Origin of the sequence: Mycolicibacterium parafortuitum, assembly GCF_010725485.1 — a bacterium.
Taxonomy (GTDB): domain Bacteria; phylum Actinomycetota; class Actinomycetes; order Mycobacteriales; family Mycobacteriaceae; genus Mycobacterium.
In genome coordinates, this window is sequence record NZ_AP022598.1 from 1,555,233 (window position 1) to 1,574,253 (window position 19,021).

The 19,021-nt window shown below is 67.1% G+C and carries 18 protein-coding genes; 7 read left to right on the forward strand and 11 right to left on the reverse strand.

The genetic code is table 11. The annotated features are described in order from the left end of the window. Positions 1-8 precede the first annotated feature (8 nt). Positions 9-1,370 carry an FAD-binding oxidoreductase gene (locus tag NTM_RS07270; protein ID WP_163769406.1) on the forward strand — a complete coding sequence of 454 codons (1,362 nt, stop codon included), beginning with the start codon at positions 9-11 and terminating at the stop codon, positions 1,368-1,370. Between the two features lie 11 nt (positions 1,371-1,381). Here the strand turns inward: NTM_RS07270 and NTM_RS07275 are convergent, their stop codons facing one another. The 4 genes from NTM_RS07275 to NTM_RS07290 are packed head-to-tail and all read right to left on the reverse strand — an operon-like array spanning position 1,382 to position 4,497. Next, positions 1,382-1,531, reverse strand: coding sequence for a hypothetical protein (locus NTM_RS07275; RefSeq protein WP_232079643.1), 150 nt, complete (start codon positions 1,529-1,531; stop codon positions 1,382-1,384). Between the two features lie 19 nt (positions 1,532-1,550). After that, positions 1,551-2,498 (reverse strand): DUF5996 family protein, encoded by a 948-nt coding sequence (locus NTM_RS07280; RefSeq protein ID WP_163765911.1) that lies wholly within the window; start codon positions 2,496-2,498, stop codon positions 1,551-1,553. A gap of 16 nt (positions 2,499-2,514) precedes the next feature. Next, complete coding sequence (locus tag NTM_RS07285; RefSeq protein ID WP_104864174.1) at positions 2,515-3,945, reverse strand: GntP family permease; 1,431 nt, start codon at positions 3,943-3,945, stop codon at positions 2,515-2,517. A gap of 36 nt (positions 3,946-3,981) precedes the next feature. Next, on the reverse strand, positions 3,982-4,497 hold the full coding sequence (locus NTM_RS07290) for a gluconokinase (protein ID WP_104864173.1): 516 nt from the start codon (positions 4,495-4,497) through the stop codon (positions 3,982-3,984). A 122-nt stretch (positions 4,498-4,619) separates the two neighbouring features. Here NTM_RS07290 and NTM_RS07295 point away from each other — a divergent pair, with 122 nt between their 5' ends. Further along, the gene (locus NTM_RS07295; protein WP_104864172.1) at positions 4,620-5,330 is read left to right on the forward strand and encodes a FadR/GntR family transcriptional regulator; all 711 of its coding nucleotides are present in this window, start codon (positions 4,620-4,622) and stop codon (positions 5,328-5,330) included. Between the two features lie 18 nt (positions 5,331-5,348). Here NTM_RS07295 and NTM_RS07300 read toward each other — a convergent pair whose 3' ends face one another. The 3 genes from NTM_RS07300 to NTM_RS07310 form a co-directional block, all read right to left on the reverse strand. After that, positions 5,349-6,422: a dihydrodipicolinate reductase gene (locus NTM_RS07300; protein WP_232079644.1), complete on the reverse strand. Its 1,074-nt coding sequence runs from the start codon at positions 6,420-6,422 to the stop codon at positions 5,349-5,351. A gap of 97 nt (positions 6,423-6,519) precedes the next feature. Continuing rightward, entirely contained in the window at positions 6,520-8,070 is a 1,551-nt protein-coding gene (locus NTM_RS07305; RefSeq protein WP_163765912.1) for a GMC family oxidoreductase, read from the reverse strand. A 49-nt stretch (positions 8,071-8,119) separates the two neighbouring features. Further along, positions 8,120-9,334, reverse strand: coding sequence for a cytochrome P450 family protein (locus tag NTM_RS07310; protein WP_163765913.1), 1,215 nt, complete (start codon positions 9,332-9,334; stop codon positions 8,120-8,122). Positions 9,335-9,494: 160 nt separating this feature from the next. Here NTM_RS07310 and NTM_RS07315 point away from each other — a divergent pair, with 160 nt between their 5' ends. Together NTM_RS07315 and NTM_RS07320 are read left to right on the forward strand one after the other, a co-directional pair. After that, the gene (locus NTM_RS07315) at positions 9,495-10,868 is read left to right on the forward strand and encodes a flavin-containing monooxygenase (RefSeq protein ID WP_083142588.1); all 1,374 of its coding nucleotides are present in this window, start codon (positions 9,495-9,497) and stop codon (positions 10,866-10,868) included. Next, complete coding sequence (locus tag NTM_RS07320; protein ID WP_083142587.1) at positions 10,858-11,487, forward strand: TetR/AcrR family transcriptional regulator; 630 nt, start codon at positions 10,858-10,860, stop codon at positions 11,485-11,487. The genes NTM_RS07315 and NTM_RS07320 overlap by 11 nt, the downstream gene beginning before the upstream one ends. 16 nt (positions 11,488-11,503) lie before the next feature. Here the strand turns inward: NTM_RS07320 and NTM_RS07325 are convergent, their stop codons facing one another. After that, positions 11,504-12,217: an SDR family NAD(P)-dependent oxidoreductase gene (locus NTM_RS07325; protein WP_163765914.1), complete on the reverse strand. Its 714-nt coding sequence runs from the start codon at positions 12,215-12,217 to the stop codon at positions 11,504-11,506. A gap of 109 nt (positions 12,218-12,326) precedes the next feature. Here NTM_RS07325 and NTM_RS07330 point away from each other — a divergent pair, with 109 nt between their 5' ends. Continuing rightward, positions 12,327-12,926 carry a TetR/AcrR family transcriptional regulator gene (locus NTM_RS07330; protein ID WP_197746358.1) on the forward strand — a complete coding sequence of 200 codons (600 nt, stop codon included), beginning with the start codon at positions 12,327-12,329 and terminating at the stop codon, positions 12,924-12,926. Positions 12,927-12,936: 10 nt separating this feature from the next. Here the strand turns inward: NTM_RS07330 and NTM_RS07335 are convergent, their stop codons facing one another. The 3 genes from NTM_RS07335 to NTM_RS07345 all read right to left on the reverse strand — a co-directional run bounded on the left by NTM_RS07335 (position 12,937) and on the right by NTM_RS07345 (position 16,337). After that, positions 12,937-14,337, reverse strand: coding sequence for a GntP family permease (locus NTM_RS07335; protein ID WP_163765915.1), 1,401 nt, complete (start codon positions 14,335-14,337; stop codon positions 12,937-12,939). A gap of 68 nt (positions 14,338-14,405) precedes the next feature. After that, positions 14,406-15,368: a 3-hydroxyacyl-CoA dehydrogenase family protein gene (locus NTM_RS07340; RefSeq protein WP_083142583.1), complete on the reverse strand. Its 963-nt coding sequence runs from the start codon at positions 15,366-15,368 to the stop codon at positions 14,406-14,408. 21 nt (positions 15,369-15,389) lie between these two features. Then, positions 15,390-16,337 carry a sugar phosphate isomerase/epimerase family protein gene (locus NTM_RS07345; protein ID WP_232079645.1) on the reverse strand — a complete coding sequence of 316 codons (948 nt, stop codon included), beginning with the start codon at positions 16,335-16,337 and terminating at the stop codon, positions 15,390-15,392. Between the two features lie 116 nt (positions 16,338-16,453). On the opposite strand from NTM_RS07345, the gene NTM_RS07350 reads away from it, so the two are divergent. Together NTM_RS07350 and lerK are read left to right on the forward strand one after the other, a co-directional pair. Next, the gene (locus NTM_RS07350) at positions 16,454-17,182 is read left to right on the forward strand and encodes a GntR family transcriptional regulator (protein WP_163765916.1); all 729 of its coding nucleotides are present in this window, start codon (positions 16,454-16,456) and stop codon (positions 17,180-17,182) included. Between the two features lie 107 nt (positions 17,183-17,289). After that, positions 17,290-19,005 carry an L-erythrulose 1-kinase gene (gene lerK / locus NTM_RS07355; protein ID WP_163765917.1) on the forward strand — a complete coding sequence of 572 codons (1,716 nt, stop codon included), beginning with the start codon at positions 17,290-17,292 and terminating at the stop codon, positions 19,003-19,005. Positions 19,006-19,021: the final 16 nt, after the last annotated feature.

Here is a 19,021-nt window from a genome sequence, read left to right on the forward strand (position 1 = left end):
ACGAGTTCATGGGCGCGCTGGACGATCTCATCACCGAACTACCCGAAGGCACCGTCGTCACCGACCCCGACATCGTGGCCTCCTACCGGCAGGACCGCGCGGCCGACCCGCGGGCCGGCACCGCCGCGGCCGTCGTTCGGCCCACCCGCACCGAGGAGGTGCAGGCCGTGCTGCGCTGGGCCTCCGCACACAAGATCGCGGTGGTGCCCCGGGGCATGGGCACGGGATTGTCGGGTGGCGCAACGGCGTTGGACGGTGCCATCGTGTTGTCGACGGAGAAGATGCGCGACATCACCGTCGACCCGGTCACCCGCACCGCGGTGGTACAGCCCGGCCTGCTCAATTCCGAGGTCAAGAAGGCCGTCGCCGAACACGGGCTGTGGTACCCGCCGGATCCGTCGTCGTATGAGATCTGCAGTATCGGTGGCAATGTCGCCACCAACGCGGGCGGACTGTGCTGCGTGAAGTACGGCGTGACCACCGACTACGTGCTCGGCCTGCAGGTGGTGCTGGCCGACGGCACCGCGGTGCGGATCGGTGGGCCCCGGCTCAAGGATGTCGCGGGGCTGTCGCTGACGAAATTGTTCGTCGGCAGCGAGGGCACGCTCGGGGTCATCACCGAGGTGACGTTGCGGCTACTGCCACCGCAGCCGCCGCAGTGCACCGTGGTGGCGACGTTCGATTCGGTGCAGGCAGCCTCTGAAGCGGTGGTTGCCGTGACCGGCAAGATCCGGCCGTCGATGCTGGAGTTCATGGATTCCGTGGCGATCAACGCCGTCGAGGACAAACTGAAGATGGGGCTGGATCGCCACACCGCCGCCATGATGGTCGCCGCCTCCGACGATCGCGGCGCCGCGGGCGCCGAGGACGCGGAGTTCATGGCTCAGGTGTTCACCGAAGCCGGCGCTGCGGAGGTGTTCTCGACCAACGACCCGGCCGAGGGCGAAGCCTTCGTCGCCGCCCGGAGGTTCGCGATCCCCGCGGTCGAGGCCAAGGGTTCGCTACTGCTCGAGGATGTCGGCGTGCCGGTGCCCAGACTCGCCGACCTGTGCGCGGGCATCGAGAAGATCGCTGCCAACCGAGACGTGCTGATCTCGGTGATCGCGCATGCCGGCGACGGCAACACCCACCCGTTGATCGTGTTCGATCCGGCCGACGCCGCGATGGCCGAGCGGGCGGAGAAGGCGTTCGGCGAGATCATGGAGCTCGCCGTGGGCCTCGGCGGCACGATCACCGGTGAGCACGGAGTCGGCCGGCTGAAGCGGCCGTGGCTGGGAAGCCAGATCGGCCCGGAGGCAATGGAACTCAACCGCCGGATCAAGCAGGCACTGGACCCCGACGCGATCCTCAATCCGGGGGCGGCGTTCTGACCCGGTGCCCGCTACGCGGCGCGCGGTGGGAGCGCGACAGTGTCCCCCGCGACATCGATGGCGACCTTGCCGTGCAGCGCATATGACCGCCTGTTCTCCAGCAGATCGTGGGCCTCGCCCATGCGGTGAGCGCGTCGCCACCGATCGTGTGTGGACGACATCGACCGTCCACACACTCCTTCACGCGCGTGACTGCCGGGCCTTCCAGCGGTCGGGATCGTCCTCCAGAGCATCGCGGTCCCAGTTGCCGAGGATCGCCCCGGCTTCGTACGTGCCCTGAAGAAACTCCATCAGCGCCCGGTCGGGATCGGCCGCTTGCCGCACCGCCTCGTACGGCAGCAGGAACTGGCGGTAGTCCTGACTGTAGAACGCCTCCGCCGGGCCGACCGGATGATCGGCGAATCCCTCGGGTTCGGGGTAGGCGTAGGCATAGAAGGCGCCCTCGTCGCCACCGCCGGGCCAGAACCCGCAGCTGCTCAGTTCGCGGGAATACCCTTCCACCATCACCCAGTCACCGACATTGGGTGAGCCACCGGGGTGCGTCGGCGCAGTACGGCCGGAGAACCGGGTACACGCCAAATCCATTGCTCCCCAGAAGAAGTGCACCGGACTGACCTTGCCGACGAATCGTGACCGGAATTGACCGATGACGCGGTTCGCTTGCAGCAGCTGCCGCCAGAACAGGTTCGCGGCTACGGGATCGTAGGAGGCGCGCTCGACGTCCTCGGCGAACGGTACGGCCGGGTCGACCTCGTTGGGACGCGACTGGATCTGCGTGTCCAGACCCAACTCGTCGAGCGCCGTCATGACCTTGAAGTAGAAGTCTGCGACGGACTGTGCCTTGAGCTGGATGGATCGGATTTCGCCGTTGCTACTGCGGATCCGCAATTGATGATCGATGAAATCGAACTCGATGTCGAAGGTTTCGCTGCCGTGCGGCACCGCCGATGTGGTGAGGCCGCGCGGCGTCACGTACAACGTGACCTGCCACCAGTGGTTCACCAGTGGTGCGTGGGCGAGCCGGATCTTGCCGATGATCTGCGTCCACATGTGGAGCGTTTCCCGCGTCGGCGTCCAATCGTCGACGCGGAGACGGGGCCAGCTGTCGAGGCGCGTGGGTTCTGCCATCGTGGTCGATTCTCCGTCAGCCCACGGCCCACAACGCGAGGCTGAGCGCGAACGCGGTCAGGCCCAGTGTGGTTTCCAGAACCGTCCACGTTTTCAGGGTCGTCTTGACGTCCATCCCGAAGAACCGGCTGACCAACCAGAAGCCCGAGTCGTTCACGTGCGAGAGCACGGTGGCGCCCGCCGCGATGGCCATCACCAGCGCCACCAGTTGCACGTTGCTCAAGCCGGCCGCCGCGACCGCGGCACTCAGCAGGCCCGCCGTCGTGGTCAGCGCGACCGTCGCCGAACCCTGCGCGACGCGAAGCAGTGTGGAGATCAGGAACGCCTGCAGGATCAGCGAGATCCCGAGATTCGACAGGGAACCGCTCAGCGCGTCGCCGATACCGCTGAGGCGCAACACACCTCCGAACATTCCACCGGCACCGGTGATCAAGATGATCGCGCAGATCGGGCCGAGGGCTTTGTCGAGGATCTCGGTGACGTCGGCCATCGAGTTGTTCCGCAGTCCCAGGACCAGCGTCGCGACGATCACCGTGATCAACAGCGCGATCGAGGTGTTGCCGAGCAGCTTGAGGTACTCCGCCCAGGTGGCGCCCTCCTCGATCACCCCGGCAGTCATCAGCGTGCTGAGTACGGTGTTGAACGAGATCAGCACGAACGGCAGCATCAACACGCCGAGCACCGTCAAAAACGACGGCGCCGATCGGGTCTCCGTGCGCACGCTGCCTTGCGCGCCGGCGCCGCCGTCCCCCGCGGCGTCATCGCGCCCACCGTTCATCTCACCGAATATCGACACCGGGATGTCGACGTACACCCGGCGCCCGATCACCTGGGACACCAGGAAGGCGCCGACGTACCACGCAACGACGGCCACGGGGACGCCGATGATCAGGGTGAGCCCGATGTTCGCGCCGAGCGCTTCGGCGGCCGCCACCGGACCCGGGTGCGGCGGCACCAGCGCGTGCATGGCCGCGAACGCGCCGGCAGCAGGGAACGCGTACAACAGCATCGAACCGCCGAAGCGGCGTGCGACGGTCATGATGATCGGGAGGAAGACGACCAGACCGGCATCGAAGAAGATCGGGAAGCCGAACAACAGCGCGGCAACGCCGAGGGCGAGGGGGGCTCTCTTCTCGCCGAACCGGCCGATGAGGGTGTCGGCGAGCACCTGAGCGCCACCGGTGACCTCGAGCAGGCGGCCGATCATCACACCGAAGCCGACGAGCAGCGCCACCGAGCCGAGCGTATTGGCGAACCCGTAGGACAGTGCGCTGGGAACATCGGCCACCGGAATTCCGGCTGCGAGCGCTGTCAACGCACTGACCAGCACCAGCGCCAGGAACGCGTGCAACTTCACCTTGATGATGAGGAACAGCAGGACGGCGACCGCGGCCGCGGCGATCACCAGCAGCGTGGCGGTTCCGAATGCCGGATCAATTGCCTCCACGATTACTCCTGTCTGACCACATGGCGGTTGCCGGGCTCATCGGTTCTCCTGTTCGGTGGTGGGGGTTTTCCTTGTGGTGACATAGGTTTCGACGATGGCATCGATGTCGCGATCGACCTCGATGGCGATACCGCGCTCGTCGTCCTCGAGGGGTTCGAGGGTTTCGAATTGCGATGCGAGCAGCGACGCGGGCATGAAGTGGCCGGGTCTGCTGGCCTGGCGCCGACCGATGATGTCGGGGGAGCCCGCAAGATGCAGGAACTCCACCTCGGCGCAATGCCGGCGCATCTGGTCGCGGTAGCTGCGTTTGAGGGCGGAGCAGCCCATGACGCCGCCGTCGCGATGGCGTGCGAGCCATTCTCCGATCGCCTCGAGCCACGGGTACCGGTCGTCGTCGTCGAGAGCATGGCCCGCCGACATCTTCGCGATGTTCGCCGGTGGGTGGAAATCGTCGGCGTCGGCGAACGGGACGCGCAGACGCTGTGCCAGAGCGGCCCCAACCGTCGACTTCCCGGAGCCGGAGACGCCCATGACGACGATCGGTGGTGGCATCCGCTGTACCTAACTGCGTGGGTGACATCACATAGCTTGGATGAATAGGCATACTATTGCAAGAGCTATGCCGAAATACGTATTCGGTAATTCGCAAGTAGGCGATCTGGCATGATTTATCCATGTCCGATCGGCTACCGGCGAGCGCTCTTCATGGGAGCCTGCTGACTGCCCTGGGATCGGCCATCGTGTCCGCCCGCTACGCGCCCGGGCAGGTGATCACCCTCGACGGGGTGAGCGCCGACCATGGCGTGTCCCGCAGTGTCGCCCGCGAGGCGATCCGCGTGCTCGAATCCATGGGCATGGTCGAGTCCCGCCGTCGTGTCGGCATCACGGTTCTGCCCGCGGAGAAGTGGAACGTGTTCGACCCGAGGATCATCCGATGGCGGTTGGACGCCGGTGACCGGGCCGCGCAACTCGTCTCTCTGTCGGAGTTGCGACGGGGGTTCGAGCCGGCAGCAGCGGCGTTGGCCGCTCGGCGGGCGACACCACACCAGTGCCGGGTCATGGCGGCGGCAGTGTCCGACATGATGGTGCACGGACGTTCCGGTGATCTCGACGCTTACCTTCTGGCGGACAAGCTTTTTCACCAAACTCTGTTGGAAGCCAGTGGGAACGAGATGTTCCGTGGGCTCAACAGTGTGGTCGCCGAATTACTCGCCGGCCGAACGCATCACGGCTTGATGCCCGAGCGGCCGAAGATCGCGGCGATCGCCCTGCACGACGAGGTCGCACGTGCGATCAGGATGGGCGAGGAGGATCAGGCCGAGGCGGGGATGCGCGCGATCATCGACGAGGCGGCAGCGGCCTCGGTATCGCCTGGCGGCGACTGACCCACCAGCCACGGATGTTCAGCTGCGACGGGCCTGCCGGGTGACCACTGACCGGCCGAGTACCGGTTCGAGCAGGCCGGGCGCGCTGTCGACGACGTGCGGAATCGCGTTGACGACGGCTTGGCCGGTGAACGACAGCGAGGGCATGGCCCGCTCGCCCGGGCCGCTCTCGAACGACATCTGCAGGCGCATGCTGGGCCGACCCTCGATGCGGTGCACCATCCCGGCTCCGCCCTCCGGCCTGGGCCAACTGCCGGGCCACGGGGTCGACGACACTGTCGCGAAGTACTGCACCGCGACGACCGCCTCGCCGCGGCTGATCCCCGCGAGCCGCCAGCGATGACCGCAGATCGTGCCCTTGGGCAGCGGACCCAACGCGGTGGTCAGATCCTCGGGGGCGAGCACCGTCTCCCAGTCGAGGTCGACAGTGTCGAGTGCGATCCCGAGCGCGTCGGCGGTGTAGCGCACGACGGCTTCCCAGTCATGGCGGACCTTTCCGGACGCGATCCGGGCGGGGACATGGCCGTCGGGCTTACCGAATCCCATCGACTCGTGCAGCACCTCCCAGATCGGATACACGAGGTCCAGGTCGATCGCGTACTCGTCCATCCGGTAGCTGTCGACCTGCCCTGCGCCCGCCATCAGCGCCACGGGCAGGTTGAGGCTGACGATCCCTGGCTCGCAGCCCGAGGCGTAGAACGTCGAACCGCCCTCCGCGCACGCTGATTCGAGCAGACGTTGCCACTTCTCGGGGGCGGCCGCCGGGTACACCATCGGGATCGTCGAGATGGTCACCACATTGATGCCGTGCCGAAGCAGGCGGGCGATGTCGTTGTAGGCGTCCTCTTCCCGGCCGACCGCGGTCGAGCAGTAACAGAAGCAGTCGGGTTTCTCGCGGAGCACCGCGTCGAAGTCGTCGTGAGCGATGACGCCGGTGTCCGGGCGCCCGCACAACGCACCCGCGTCCCGGCCTGCCTTGTCCGGCGACGACACGAGAACCCCGGCGAGCACGAGCTCCGGGTCGTCGATCAAACCGCGCAGGGCTTCTCGTCCGGTGATGCCGGTGCCGGCATGGACCACGGTGTATGTCACGCCGGCCCTCCAATCGTGTCCCGCCGGAAACATACATTCTCCGATGAGGCAACGTCTACTCTCGCATCGTCGGAGGACGCCGTATGCCGGGCGGTCTCTAGGCCCCCGCCCCGTAGCGGATCAGGTCGGCGGCCTTCTCGCCGATCATGATGGTGGCGGCGTTGGTGTTGACCGACACGACCCGGGGCATCACCGAGGCGTCCGCGACCCGTAGCCCGTCAAGTCCGTGCACCCGCAGTTCGGGGTCCACCACCGCCGCCGATCCCGAACCCATCATGCAGGTGCCCACCGGGTGGAAGTAGGTGGCCGTGGCGGTAGACAGGAAGGACCGCAACGCCTTCGGATCGCGCGCGTCGGGCCCGGGCAGCACCTCCCGCGCACGCCACGGAGCGAACGGCTCAGTGGCCGCGATCTCGCGGGCCACCCCGATGCCCTCGACCATCCGGCGCAGGTCGGCTTCCGCCCCGAGGTAGTTCGGGTCGATCAGCGGTGGCGTCCGCGGGTCCGGTCCCGCAAGGCGGATCGAGCCGCGCGACTCCGGAACCATCACGGCAACGCCGAACGTGAAGCCGTTCGCCGGGGCCTCCAGGTGCGGCGGGATGAACGGCAGGTGGATGAACATCACCTGCATGTCGGGGCCCGCGAGCGACGGGTCGCTGCGCCACGCCATCGACGTCTCGGCGTGGTTGTTCTGGCCGACCGGAAGCGGTTGTGCTGCTTCGTAGACCACCCCGCACACCGGGTGGTCGTGCAGGTTGCGTCCGACGCCGGGCAGGTCGTGGAGCACCTCGATGCCGGCGGCTTCGAGTTCGGCGGCAGGGCCGACCCCGGACAACAGCAGCAGCCGCGGCGAGTCCACCGCACCCGCACTGACGATCACCTCGGCGCCGGCGTATGCCGAAACGGCCCCGCCCTGATGATCGAATTCCACTCCGGTGCAGCGCATCCCGTCGATCAGGAGGCGACGGGCACGCGCACCGGTCAGGACCGTCAGGTTGGGCCTGCCGGCACGTACCGGGTGCAGATACGCCCGTGCGGTGCTCTGCCGGGTGCCCTCGGAGATCGACAGGTCGTGCCAGCCCGCCCCCTCGGCGCAGGCACCGTTGAAGTCGGCGGTGAGCGGGAAGCCCGCCGCGGCGGCCCCCCGGAGGAAGACCTCGGACAGCGGGTTCGCGACGTCGGGACTGGCGGGCGCGGGTCGCATCGGGCCGTCCGCGCCGCGGAAGCGGGGATCGCCGCCCTCGACCGTCTCCATGCGCTTGAAGTACGGCAGCACCGACTCGTAGTCCCAACCGGAACAATTCCAGCTGTCGAAGTCGTTCGGGTGCCCGCGCAGGAAGACCATCGCGTTGATGCTGCTGCTTCCGCCGAGGGTGTGCCCCCTCGGCCAGTCGTGCCGCAGCCCGGAGGTGCCCGGTTGGGGAATCGTGTTGTAGGCGTAGTCGACCTCGGTGCCCCACAGTGCCGGCCACGCGGGGGGTGCTCCGATCTCCGGGCGGGTGTCCTCGGGACCGGATTCCAACAGCAGCACGGTCGTGTCCGGGTTCTCGGACAACCGGGCCGCAAGTACGCATCCCGCGGATCCCGCGCCGACGATGATGTAGTCGTGGTGCAGCGTCCCGTCCTGGCGGGTCGTCTCGGTGGTCATGACACTCTCTTTCTGGGGTTCTGAGAATTCGGTCGATGGAGCGGTGTTGCTAGCCGGCCCCGGACCGGCAGGGTCGGCGGCCGCCGATGGAGATCGGCAGGCTCAGCAGACCGCGGATCAGGGTGCTCGACCGGTACTGCAGCGGTTCGTCCTCGATGAGCTCCAGATGCTGGAACCGCGAGAGCAGTCCGTCGAGCGCGATCTCGGCTTCCATCCGGGCCAGTGGTGCGCCGATGCAGTGGTGAATGCCGTGACCGAACGCGAGATGACGGTTGTCGCCCCGAAAGACGTTGAAACTGCCGGCGTCATGGAACTGCCGCTCGTCGCGGTTGGCGCCCAGCAGCGCGATCAATACCAGTTCGCCGGCCGGGATCTCGACGTCGTCGACGCAGACCGGTTCGTCGGTGTAGCGGACGGTGGCGGTGTTGAGTGGGCTCTCGAAGCGCAGGGCTTCCTCGATGGCGGCGGGCAGCAGCGAGCGGTCCGCACGCAACGCCGCCATCTGCGCCGGATTGCGCAGCAGCGCCAGCACGCCGTTGGCGATCAGGTTCACCGTGGTCTCGTAGCCCGCGACGATCAGCAGGAACGCCGTCCCCAGCAGCTCCTCCTCGGACAATCGGTCACCGTCGTCGCGGAGGTGGACGAGATTGCCCAGCACATCCTGAGCCGGCTCGGTGCGCTTGGCGGCGACGATCGTCTGCAGAAGTTGCGCGAGTTCGATCCGCGCGTGATCCACCTCGTCCGAGAGGTTGGAACCGAGGATCGGTATCACCAGCGACGAGAACCGGGTGCGCAGTTCTGGTGGAACACCCAGTAATTCGCCGATCACCCGGATCGGCAGCGGCAGCGCCAGCGACTGCATCAGATCGACGCGCCCCGGTGCCTGGCGGCTCATCGTGGTGAGCAGGTCGTCGGCGATGTCGACGATGGCCGGGCGTAACCCGCGCACCGATCGCGCCGTGAACGCCGCGGTGATGAGTCGGCGTAACCGCGTGTGATCGGGCGGATCGCGAAACAGCATGTTGTCGCCCAGCACCGTCCCGATGGTGGTGGTGTTTCCCGGCGGGAACAGGCTGCTGGCGGTCGGGCCGTGCTTCTTCAGGCGGGGATCGGCGAGCAGTTCTCGGGCTTCGGCATAGCGGGTGACGATCCAGACGTCCACGCCGCCCCAGGCCTGCGCGCGGTGCACCGCGCCGCGGCGGCTCAGGTCGGCGTACACCGCGTGCGGGTTCTGAAAGAACGAATCGTCCAGTGTCACGGCCATGCTGCCAGCGTGGCGACGCGAAGGCGTCCTGCCCAGGCCGGAGTTTTCCTGGTAACCGCACACCTACGGTGCGCCGATCCGAACCCCCGGCCAGTTCTTTGACAGCTGTCAGAATCTTGGTAGCGTGCCCGGTGGCGGAGCTCACAGAACGGTAGACACCATGTCCACATCACCCACGGCTGCGATCATCGGCGCCGGTATCAGCGGATTGACCACCGGCAAGAATCTTGCCGACGCCGGCATCGACTACGACTGCTTCGAGTCGTCGGACCGGATCGGCGGAAACTGGGCGTTCCGCAATCCGAACGGGCACTCCAGCGCCTACCGGTCGCTGCACATCGACACCTCGCGCGACTGCCTGTCGTTCCGCGACTTCCCGATGCGGTCCGACCTGCCCGACTACCCGCACCACTCTCAGATCAAGGACTACCTCGACGAGTACGCCGAGGCCTTCGGGCTGCTGGAGCGCATTCAGTTCCGTAACGGTGTCGAGCATGCGCGGCGTCTGCCGCAGGGCGGCTGGGAACTCGACACCCAGGATGGGCAGACCCGCCGCTACGACGTCCTGGTCGTCGCGAACGGCCATCACTGGGATCCGCGCACGCCCGATTTCCCGGGGGAGTTCACCGGCGAGAGCATCCACGCCCACGAATACATCGACCCCACCGAACCACTGGATTTGCGCGGGAAGCGCATCGTCGTCGTCGGCATCGGCAACTCGGCCGCCGACCTCGTCTCCGAACTGTCCCAGAAGTCTTGGCGCAACACCGTTTACCTGTCCACCCGGTCCGGGGCGTGGGTCGTGCCCAAGTACGTCTTCGGGATGACGGCCGACAAGATCGCGCACTCCCTGCCGGTGATCCCGCTGGCGTGGCAGCGCCGGGCGATGCAGCCGTTCGCCCGGTTGATGTTCGGCGATCCGCAGCGGTACGGGCTGCCGAAACCCAACCACCGTTTCCTGGAGGCGCATCCCACGCAGTCCGCCGAACTGCTCATGCGGTTGGGGTCCGGTGACGCGACCGCGAAGCCGAATATCGAACGCCTGGACGGCCGTTCGGTGGTCTTCGTGGACGGGTCGTCGGTGGAGGCCGACGTGATCATCTACGCGACGGGATACAACATCACGTTCCCGTTCTTCGACCGCAGCTTCCTCGAGGCCCCTGACAACCGGCTGCCGTTGTACAAGCGGATCCTCAAGCCGGGCATCGACGACCTGCTCTTCATCGGTTTCGCCCAGGCGCTGCCCACACTGTTCCCGTTCGTCGAATGTCAGGCCCGGTTGGCCGCGGCGTATCTCGCAGGCACGTACCGGCCTCCGTCGGAGGCCGAGATGCGTCGCACGATCGCCGCTGACGAGCGAAAGTACATCGGGCATTTCGTCGACAAGCCGCGTCACACCCAGCAGGTGGACTACTGGGACTACGAACGCAACATGCGCAAACGCGAACTGCCGGCCGGTCGCCGCCGCGTCGAGAAGTACGGACCGGTGCCACTGGCGGGCCGGGCGACGCGCGAGGCGGCCGGTGCCGCCTGAATCCACGCAGGGTTCCCGGCGCAACGCGACCCGGCCCCAACCGCGTGGTGACGAGCGAAGGCAGCGGCTCCTCGAGGCGTTCGAGGAGCAACTGCAGACCCAGTCGTTGGCCGACATCAGCGTCGCCGAGGTGGCACGGTCGGCGGGGCTGAAACGGCCGGCGTTCTATTTCTACTTCGCAGGCAAGCACGAGGTCGTCACCGAACTGCTCAGCGGGATCTTTCAGGACGACGTGTTCACCATCGGCGGCTTCCTGGCCGGCGGCGGCGACCCCCGCGTTTCCGTGGTCGACGCCATGACAAGGACTTTCGAGTCATGGCACACCCACCGCACGCTGTTCCGGGCGATGCTCGACGCCCGCGATTCCGACGCGGAGGCCAAAGCGATCTGGGACCAGTGGCTGCAGCGCTACGAGGAGTTCGTCAGTGACTTCATCGCCGAGCAGCCCACCATCGACATCCCCGATCCGGCGGCCCTCGCCCACGCGTTGATCTCGATGAACGAGCGGGTCCTGGACCGCCACATCCGTTCCGGCGCCGGTGTCGAAGCCGCAGGCCCGCTTCTGGCGGCGGTCATCCACGTCTGGAACACGGCACTGTTCGGAGGGGACGCGCAATGACGGTGATGCGACCGGTCTACAGCGCCCAGGCCTGTGGCGGCTCGCTGAGGCGCGCCTTGGCCTGAGCGCCCATCGGGTCCAGGATCTCGATCTCGCCGGCCTCCAGACCGTCGAGCGCCAGCCCGACCAGCTCGGCCGGATCCATCACCGCGCCGTCCGGGAACTCGATGCCGTGCCGCTCGGCGAAGTCGTACAGCGTCTGCGTGCCGACCAGGCCGGGCACCAGCGCGGCGACCTGGGTGCCTTGAGCCGCGAGCTCGAGCCGCACGCCGTTGGTCAGACCCCACTCGGCCGACTTCGCGGCCGCGTAGGCGGTGTTTCCGTCGACGGTCGTCCACGCCGCCGCGGACAGCACGTTGAGGATCGCGCCCCCGCCGTTGCGCGCGAGGATCGGTGCGAACGCGCGGATCATCGCCAGCGTTCCGTAGTAGTTCGAGTCCATCGTGGACCGGATCCCTGCCATGTCTCCGGTGACGAGGTTGCCGCCTGCGGTGTCGGCGGCGTTGTTGATCAGCAGGTCCACGTCCCCGGCCAATACGGCGGCCGCGTCGACCGATGCCTGGTCGGTGATATCGAGGCCGATCGGCTCGGCGCCGGGAATGTTCACCAGTTCGGGACGGCGGGCACTGGCGTACACCTTGGCGCCGCGGGCGAGCAGTTCGACGACGAACTGATGGCCGATCCCTCGGTTCGATCCGGTCACCAGCGCGGTGGCTCCGTGCAAATTCATCTTGTGCCTCTTCGGTATTCGACAGCCGGCTGAACATGACCGATCGGTCATGTTGACAGGACCAGGCTCGCATAACATGACCGATCGGTCAACTTGGTATCCTCGGCCGGTGACTTCGACCGACCGGCCGACTCGCGCCGACGCGACCCGCAACCGTGCGTTGCTGCTGGCCGCCGCCGAGGCAGAGTTCGCCGAACGTGGCCCGTCGGCGTCGGTGGCCGACATCGCCCGCCGCGCCGGGGTCGCGAAAGGCACGCTGTTCCGGCACTTTCCGACCAAAGAGGATCTGATCGCCGCGATCGTCTGCGGGCATATCGCCGTCCTCGCCGATGCGGCCCGGCAGTTGGCGGATGCCCCCGACCCTGGTGCGGCGCTGCTGGAGTTCCTGACCATCGCCGCCGATCAGCGTCAACGCCACGATCTGACGTTTCTGCAATCGGCCAGCGCCGGAGACCCGAGGGTCGCCGAGGCCGGCGATGCGCTGCACACGAACCTGGAAACCCTGGTCGAGCGGGCCCGGCAGGCCGGGGCGATCCGCGCCGACGTCACCGAGGCCGACATCTTCCTGATGATGTGCGCACCGATCCACATCGTCGAAAACCTCGCGGCGCCAAGCCCGCTGCTGTGGCAGCGCTACCTGGCGATCATCTTCGACGGCCTCCGGCCCGACGGGGCGCACCCGCTACCGCAACCGGCGCCCGTCATCTGAGCGACTCAGGTCAGACGGCGACCAGATAGACCACCGACGCGAGCGCGAACGACATGAAGCCGATCGCCGTCGCGATGACGGTCCACGTCTTCAACGTGGTGATGGTGTCGAACCCGCAGAAGCGCCCGATCAGCCAGAAGCCGGAGTCGTTGACATGGGAGAAGGTGATCGAGCCCGCGGCGATGGCGACGACGACCGCGGCGAGCGCAACAGCGCCGAGGTCCATCTCCATGACGGCGGGCGCCATGATCGAACCCGCGGTCGTGGCCGCAACCGTGGCCGAACCCTGCGCGACCCGGAACGCGATCGCGATCAGGAAGCCCGCGAGGATGACCGGCAATCCGAGGGCGTCCAAGCCGTCGGCAAGGGTCTTGCCGATCCCGGTCTCGGTCAGGATCCTGCCGAAGGCGCCACCGGCGCCGGTGATCAGGATGATCGAGCAGACCGGCGCCAACGCGTCGTCGACGAGGTTCTCCAGCAATCCGCCGATCGGCTCCCCGCGGCGCCGGCGCGGCAGCACGTAGAGCAATACCATCGCGAGCAGGACGCTGATCAGCAGCGCAATCGAGGTCGTCCCGATCAGGCGCGAAAGCTGGTAGGCGATATTGTCTTTCGTGACGGCGCCGTCGGCTTCGAGGGTGGAGAAGATGGTGTTGAAGAAGATCAGCACCAGCGGAAGCAGCAGGACGAAGATCACGGTCCAGAAGCCGGGCCGCTCGTCTTCGGGGTAGTCCTTCGGTTCACCCAGCAGGTTCGGCACCGGCATGTTGGGGTAGCGCTTGGCGATGATCAGGCTGAGCCGGTAGCCGGCGAGGTACCAGGTCGGCAGGCCCACGAGTAGCGCGACGATGACCACCATGCCGACGTCGGCGCCCATCACCGTCGCCGCCGCCGTCGGTCCGGGGTGCGGCGGGGTCAGCGCGTGCATCATCAGGAACGCGCCGATGGACGGCAGCACGTACAACATGAACGACCCGCCGAGCCGCCTGGCCACCGTGTAGATGATGGGCAGCATCACGATGAAGCCGGCGTCGAGGAAGATCGGGAACGCGTAGAACAGCGAGGCCACGGCGAGCGCCAGCGGCGCCCTCTTCTCGCCGAACCTGCTCAGCATCTTGTCGGCGAGAACCTGTGCGCCGCCGGTCATCTCGACTATTCGTCCGAGGACGGTGCCGAACCCGACCAGTAGTGCCACGGTGCCGACGGTGTTGCTGAAGCCCGCGATGACGACGTTGATGACGTCGCCCATCCCGATGCCGGCCGCCAGACCGGTCAGCACACTCACCACGATCAGGGAGAAGAACGCGTGCAGCCTGACCTTGATGATCAGGAAGAGCAGGACCACGATCGCGACGAGCGCGATGATCACGAGCAGGGCGGCAGGCCGCTCCGCGATGGCTATCTCGTCCATGGGGACCCTTCAGGAGTGGTGACGGGAAACGGCCGTCAACGCCGACGACGGCCGGGTGGAACGGTCGGTCAGGACCCCTTCGGCGCAGGTCCGAGTTCGCGCAGCAGCTCACCCATGCGGGAGTACGCCTTGTTGCGGTAGGCGATCAGCTCGGCTTTGGTCGCGTCGTCGAAATCGCCGGTCCACCCCTTGCCGTTCTTGGTGCCGTGCCGGCCGGCGTCGACGTTCTCGGTGAGCAGCCGCGGAGTCGCCATGCGCTCACCGAACTCGTTCTCCAGCGTGCGGAAACCCTTGACGTACACGTCGAGACCGGCCTGGTCGGCGATCGCGAACGGGCCGAAGAAGCCGAGCCGGAATCCGAAGGTGGTGCGGACGATCGTGTCCACGTCCTCCTTGGTGGCCACACCCTGCTCGACGATCAGCGTCGCCTCCTTGAGCAGGGCGTACTGCAAGCGGTTGAGCGCCATCCCGGGGGTGTCGGCGACCTGGGCGCCTTCGCGCCCGGTACGCACCAGAAGATCCTTGACCGAGTCGATGACTTCCTGCGTGGTCGCCTCACCGGCGACGAGCTCGACGCCGGGAATGAACGGCGCGGGGTTGGAGAAGTGCACGGTGAGGAACCGCTCGGGATTGGTCACCGCTTCGACGAGCACCTTGACCGGGATCGTGGACGTATTGGTGCCGATGATCGTGTCGGGCCGGGCGTTCGCGCAGACCCGTGCCAGCACCTCCTTTTTCACGTCGGGATCCTCGAACACCGCCTCCATCACGAAGTCGACGTCGGCGACGGCCTCGTCGAGGCTTTCGCCCGCGGTCAGGTTGCCCATGATGGTGTCGGCGCTGCCCTCGGGGAACAGCCCCTGCTCCTCGAACTCCCGGGCCTCCTTGTCCAGGCGCTTGAGCGCCTCGCGGGTGGCATCGGCGTTGACGTCGGCGATCTGGACCTTGAATCCGTTCAGGGCGAACACCTGGGCGATGCCGCCGCCCATGTAACCGGCGCCGACGACTGTGACGGTGTTGATCTTGCGCATGAGATGTCCTTCAGGTTGGGATCAGGCGAGGGCGGAGGTGAGAACTTGCTGGATGTACTCCCGGTTCTCGGCGCATACGCCCAACGAATCGGAGCCGTAATGCTCGCAGCAGAACGGCCCGGTGTAGCCGAGTTCGAGTGCGAGACGGATGATCTGGCGATAGTTGATGTAGCCGTACTTCAACGGCAGCGGCGCCGAGCTGTACGCGCCGGTCGCCGGGTCGAAGTCCCGTGAGTAGTTCTTGATGTGCCAGAAGTTCGAGTAGGGAAGCACTTTGGCGAACATCTCGGTGAAGTGAGGCATCGGCCGATGTAGCCGGATCAGGTTGCCCAGGTCGGGGTTCAGTCCGACCGCGTCGTGGTCGACGTCCTTGATGAACGCGACCGCATCGTCCGGGGTGCCGATGTAGGTGTCCTCGTACATCTCCAAGCTGAGCTGGATCCCGTTGGCGCGGGCGTGATCACCGAGTTCACGGATACGGTCGACGGCCAGATCGCGCAGCGCCGGGTCGTCGACGTGGCCCACGGCCAACCAGAACCAGATCTGCTCGCTCTGCTGCGGGGTGATGGCTTGCATGAACCCGGTGTTCACGATCGTGGCACCGAACGTCGGGGCCAGGTCGATCAGGCGGTGCGCGTCGGCGAGATTCTTCTCCCCGTTCTCGACGTCGACGACCGAGTTGCGGGTCATCGAGATCGACGAGATCGCCAGGCCTTCGTCGCCGAGGACGGTGCGGAACTCCTCGACGCGGCCGTCGGACAGTGCGGCGAGCGGCACCCAAGCATCGGTGGGGTCGATGTAGTCGAAACCCAGTTCCCGGACCTGGCGCAGCTGCTTGGCCCACACCGTGGAGGGGGCGTCCTTGATGTGCCCGCCGTCGGGAGCTCTGTTGCCGAACCCGAGCATGTTGGCCGCGATCGGCCAGTTGTGAGCGGAGTACATCGCCGAACCTCCAGTGGTTTGAGTCACAAAACCCTCCCTAAATCCCATAGGATATAGGGGTACGGCCTACACGTGTCAACGGCGGGTAAGATTCGCTTCTCGAATTGGAGGGGGCGTCGTCGTGGCGTGCGGAAAGGCCTGGGATGGAAGCCGGCGAGGACTCGAAACCGATACGCAGCACGCTCGTCGACCAGGTCTACGAGCGGCTGATGGAGTTACTGCTCGACGGCACCCTGAAGTCCGGAGACCCGGTCAGCATCGACGGGACCGCGCGCTACCTGGGGGTATCGCCGACGCCCGTCCGTGAGGCGCTGGCCCGGCTGGAATCCACCGGCAATGTCGTCCGGGTGGCCATGCGGGGGTACCGCGTGCCGGAGATGCCTGATGCCAAGGAGATCTCCGACATCATGGACGCCCGGCTGCTCATCGAACCCCGGATGGCCGAGCTCGCGTGCGCCCGGGGCGGCGGCGAGTGGTTGGACGGCCTGGAAAACGCGATTGACGAGCAGGAACAGGCGCCGCATACGTCGGATGCGGCGGCGATCAGGAAGTACCACCGCGCCGACGAGCAGTTCCACCGGCTCATCGCCGAACACGCCGACAACGCCGCGCTGCTGCGCGCCTATGACGCGCTGGGTGGCCACGGACAGCGATTCCGCCTCTTCATCGGCAAGGGCGTCCAGGACTCCGATTACGCGATCGCCGAGCACCGCGAGTTGCTCGACGCCTTCCGCCGGGGCTACGGCCCGGACGTGTACCGCATCATGCACACCCACATCACCGGGGTGAAGGAGCGCGCGCTGGCCGAGCATGCCGAGGCGATGCGCACCGGTAGTTGGGGTTCGGCGCACGGCAACGGCCTCCACCGGTGACGTAACCGGTCAAATCCTATAGGATTGGTGCACGCTTGCGGCGTGTGCGCAGTGCCGTGCTGCGGTCACACAGCCCTTTCCGAAGGCCCATTCCTAAGGACGGAACAATGACGTACCTCCTGAACTCGCCCGACGAGTTCGCCGATGAGGCGGTCCGTGGCCTCGTCGCCGCGCATCCCGACCTGCTCACCGAGGTCGCCGGCGGTGTCGTGCGCTCGACCGAAACGCCGAAGGGCCAGCCCGCGCTGGTGATCGGCGGAGGTTCCGGGCACTATCCGGCCTTCGCCGGATGGGTCGGTCCGGGTATGGGCCACGGCGCTCCGTGCGGCAACATCTTCTCCTCGCCGTCAGCTGCCGAGGTCTACTCGGTGGTGCGCAACGCCGAGAACGGCGGCGGCGTCATTCTGGGATTCGGCAACTACGCCGGCGACGTCCTGCACTTCGGTCTGGCGGCGGAGAAACTGCGTCATGAGGGCATCGACGTCCGCATCGTGACCGTCAGCGACGACATCGCCTCCAACAGCCCGGAGAACCATCGTGACCGGCGCGGCGTCGCCGGCGACCTGCCCGTCTTCAAGATCGCCGGCGCCGCGATCGAAGCCGGCGCGGATCTCGACGAGGCCGAGCGGGTGGCCTGGAAGGCCAACGATGCGACCCGGTCGTTCGGTTTGGCCTTCGAAGGATGCACCCTGCCCGGCGCAGCCGAACCGCTCTTCCACGTCGAAAAGGGTTGGATGGGCGTGGGTCTCGGCATCCACGGTGAGCCCGGCGTCCGCGACAACCGGCTCGGCACCGCCGCCGAGGTCGCCGACCTGCTGTTCGACGAAGTCATCGCCGAAGAACCGCCGCGCGGCGAGAACGGTTATGACGGCCGGGTAGCCGTCATCCTGAACGGTCTCGGCACCGTCAAGTACGAAGAGCTGTTCGTCGTCTATGGGCGCATCGCGGAACGCCTTGCGCAGCAAGGGCTCACCGCGGTGCGCCCCGAGGTCGGCGAGTTCGTCACCAGCCTCGACATGGCCGGTGTGTCGTTGACGCTCGTGTTCCTCGACGACGAACTGGAAAGGCTGTGGACAGCGCCGGTGGAGACCCCGGCCTACCGCCGCGGCGCCATGCCCGCGGTCGAGCGGGCTCCGCGCACCGAGATCTGGGATGCCGCCGAGGCCGAGATCCCGCAGGCGGACGAAGACTCGCGGGCCTGCGCCCGCAATATCGTTGCGGTGCTTGAGACCTTCCAGCAGGTGTGCGCCGACAACGAAGCCGAACTGGGCCGTATCGACGCGGTGGCCGGCGACGGCGACCACGGCCAGGGCATGACGTTCGGTTCCCGTGGCGCGGTCCAGGCGGCCCGCGCCGCCGCCGACCGGGAGGCCGGTGCCAGGACCACGCTGCTGCTGGCGGGGCACGCATGGGCCGACGCCGCGGGAGGAACCTCGGGTGCCCTGTGGGGTGCGGCGCTGACCAGCGCCGGCGGTGTCTTCTCCGACACCGGCGGAGCCGACGAGAAGACGGTCGTGGACGCGGTACGCGCCGGCATCGATGCCGTTCTGCGCCTCGGTGGCGCCCAGCCCGGCGACAAGACGATGGTCGACGCCGCCGTGCCGTTCCGCGATGCGCTGGCCGAGGCCTTCGACACCCAGGCAGGGCCGGCCATCACCAGCGCCGCTGAGGTGGCGCGCGAAGCGGCCGAGAAAACCGCGGACATCTCGGCGCGATTGGGCCGGGCGCGGGTACTCGGTGAGAAGAGTCTCGGGACTCCCGACCCCGGCGCGGTGTCGTTCGCGCTGTTGATGAAGGCGTTGGGCGAGCACCTGACCCGATGAACACGAATTCGAGAAG

Excerpts from the sequence above, each read along its gene's own strand:
- NTM_RS07270 (WP_163769406.1), top strand. The coding sequence starts at position 9 with ATGGGCGCGCTGGACGATCTCATCACCGAACTACCCGAAGGCACCGTC.
- NTM_RS07350 (WP_163765916.1), top strand. The coding sequence starts at position 16,454 with ATGGAAGCCGGCGAGGACTCGAAACCGATACGCAGCACGCTCGTCGAC.
- NTM_RS07325 (WP_163765914.1), bottom strand. The coding sequence starts at position 12,217 with ATGAATTTGCACGGAGCCACCGCGCTGGTGACCGGATCGAACCGAGGG.
- NTM_RS07315 (WP_083142588.1), top strand. The coding sequence starts at position 9,495 with ATGTCCACATCACCCACGGCTGCGATCATCGGCGCCGGTATCAGCGGA.
- NTM_RS07335 (WP_163765915.1), bottom strand. The coding sequence starts at position 14,337 with ATGGACGAGATAGCCATCGCGGAGCGGCCTGCCGCCCTGCTCGTGATC.
- NTM_RS07275 (WP_232079643.1), bottom strand. The coding sequence starts at position 1,531 with ATGTCGTCCACACACGATCGGTGGCGACGCGCTCACCGCATGGGCGAG.
- NTM_RS07340 (WP_083142583.1), bottom strand. The coding sequence starts at position 15,368 with ATGCGCAAGATCAACACCGTCACAGTCGTCGGCGCCGGTTACATGGGC.
- NTM_RS07305 (WP_163765912.1), bottom strand. The coding sequence starts at position 8,070 with ATGACCACCGAGACGACCCGCCAGGACGGGACGCTGCACCACGACTAC.
- NTM_RS07310 (WP_163765913.1), bottom strand. The coding sequence starts at position 9,334 with ATGGCCGTGACACTGGACGATTCGTTCTTTCAGAACCCGCACGCGGTG.
- lerK (WP_163765917.1), top strand. The coding sequence starts at position 17,290 with ATGACGTACCTCCTGAACTCGCCCGACGAGTTCGCCGATGAGGCGGTC.
- NTM_RS07295 (WP_104864172.1), top strand. The coding sequence starts at position 4,620 with ATGTCCGATCGGCTACCGGCGAGCGCTCTTCATGGGAGCCTGCTGACT.
- NTM_RS07280 (WP_163765911.1), bottom strand. The coding sequence starts at position 2,498 with ATGGCAGAACCCACGCGCCTCGACAGCTGGCCCCGTCTCCGCGTCGAC.
- NTM_RS07290 (WP_104864173.1), bottom strand. The coding sequence starts at position 4,497 with ATGCCACCACCGATCGTCGTCATGGGCGTCTCCGGCTCCGGGAAGTCG.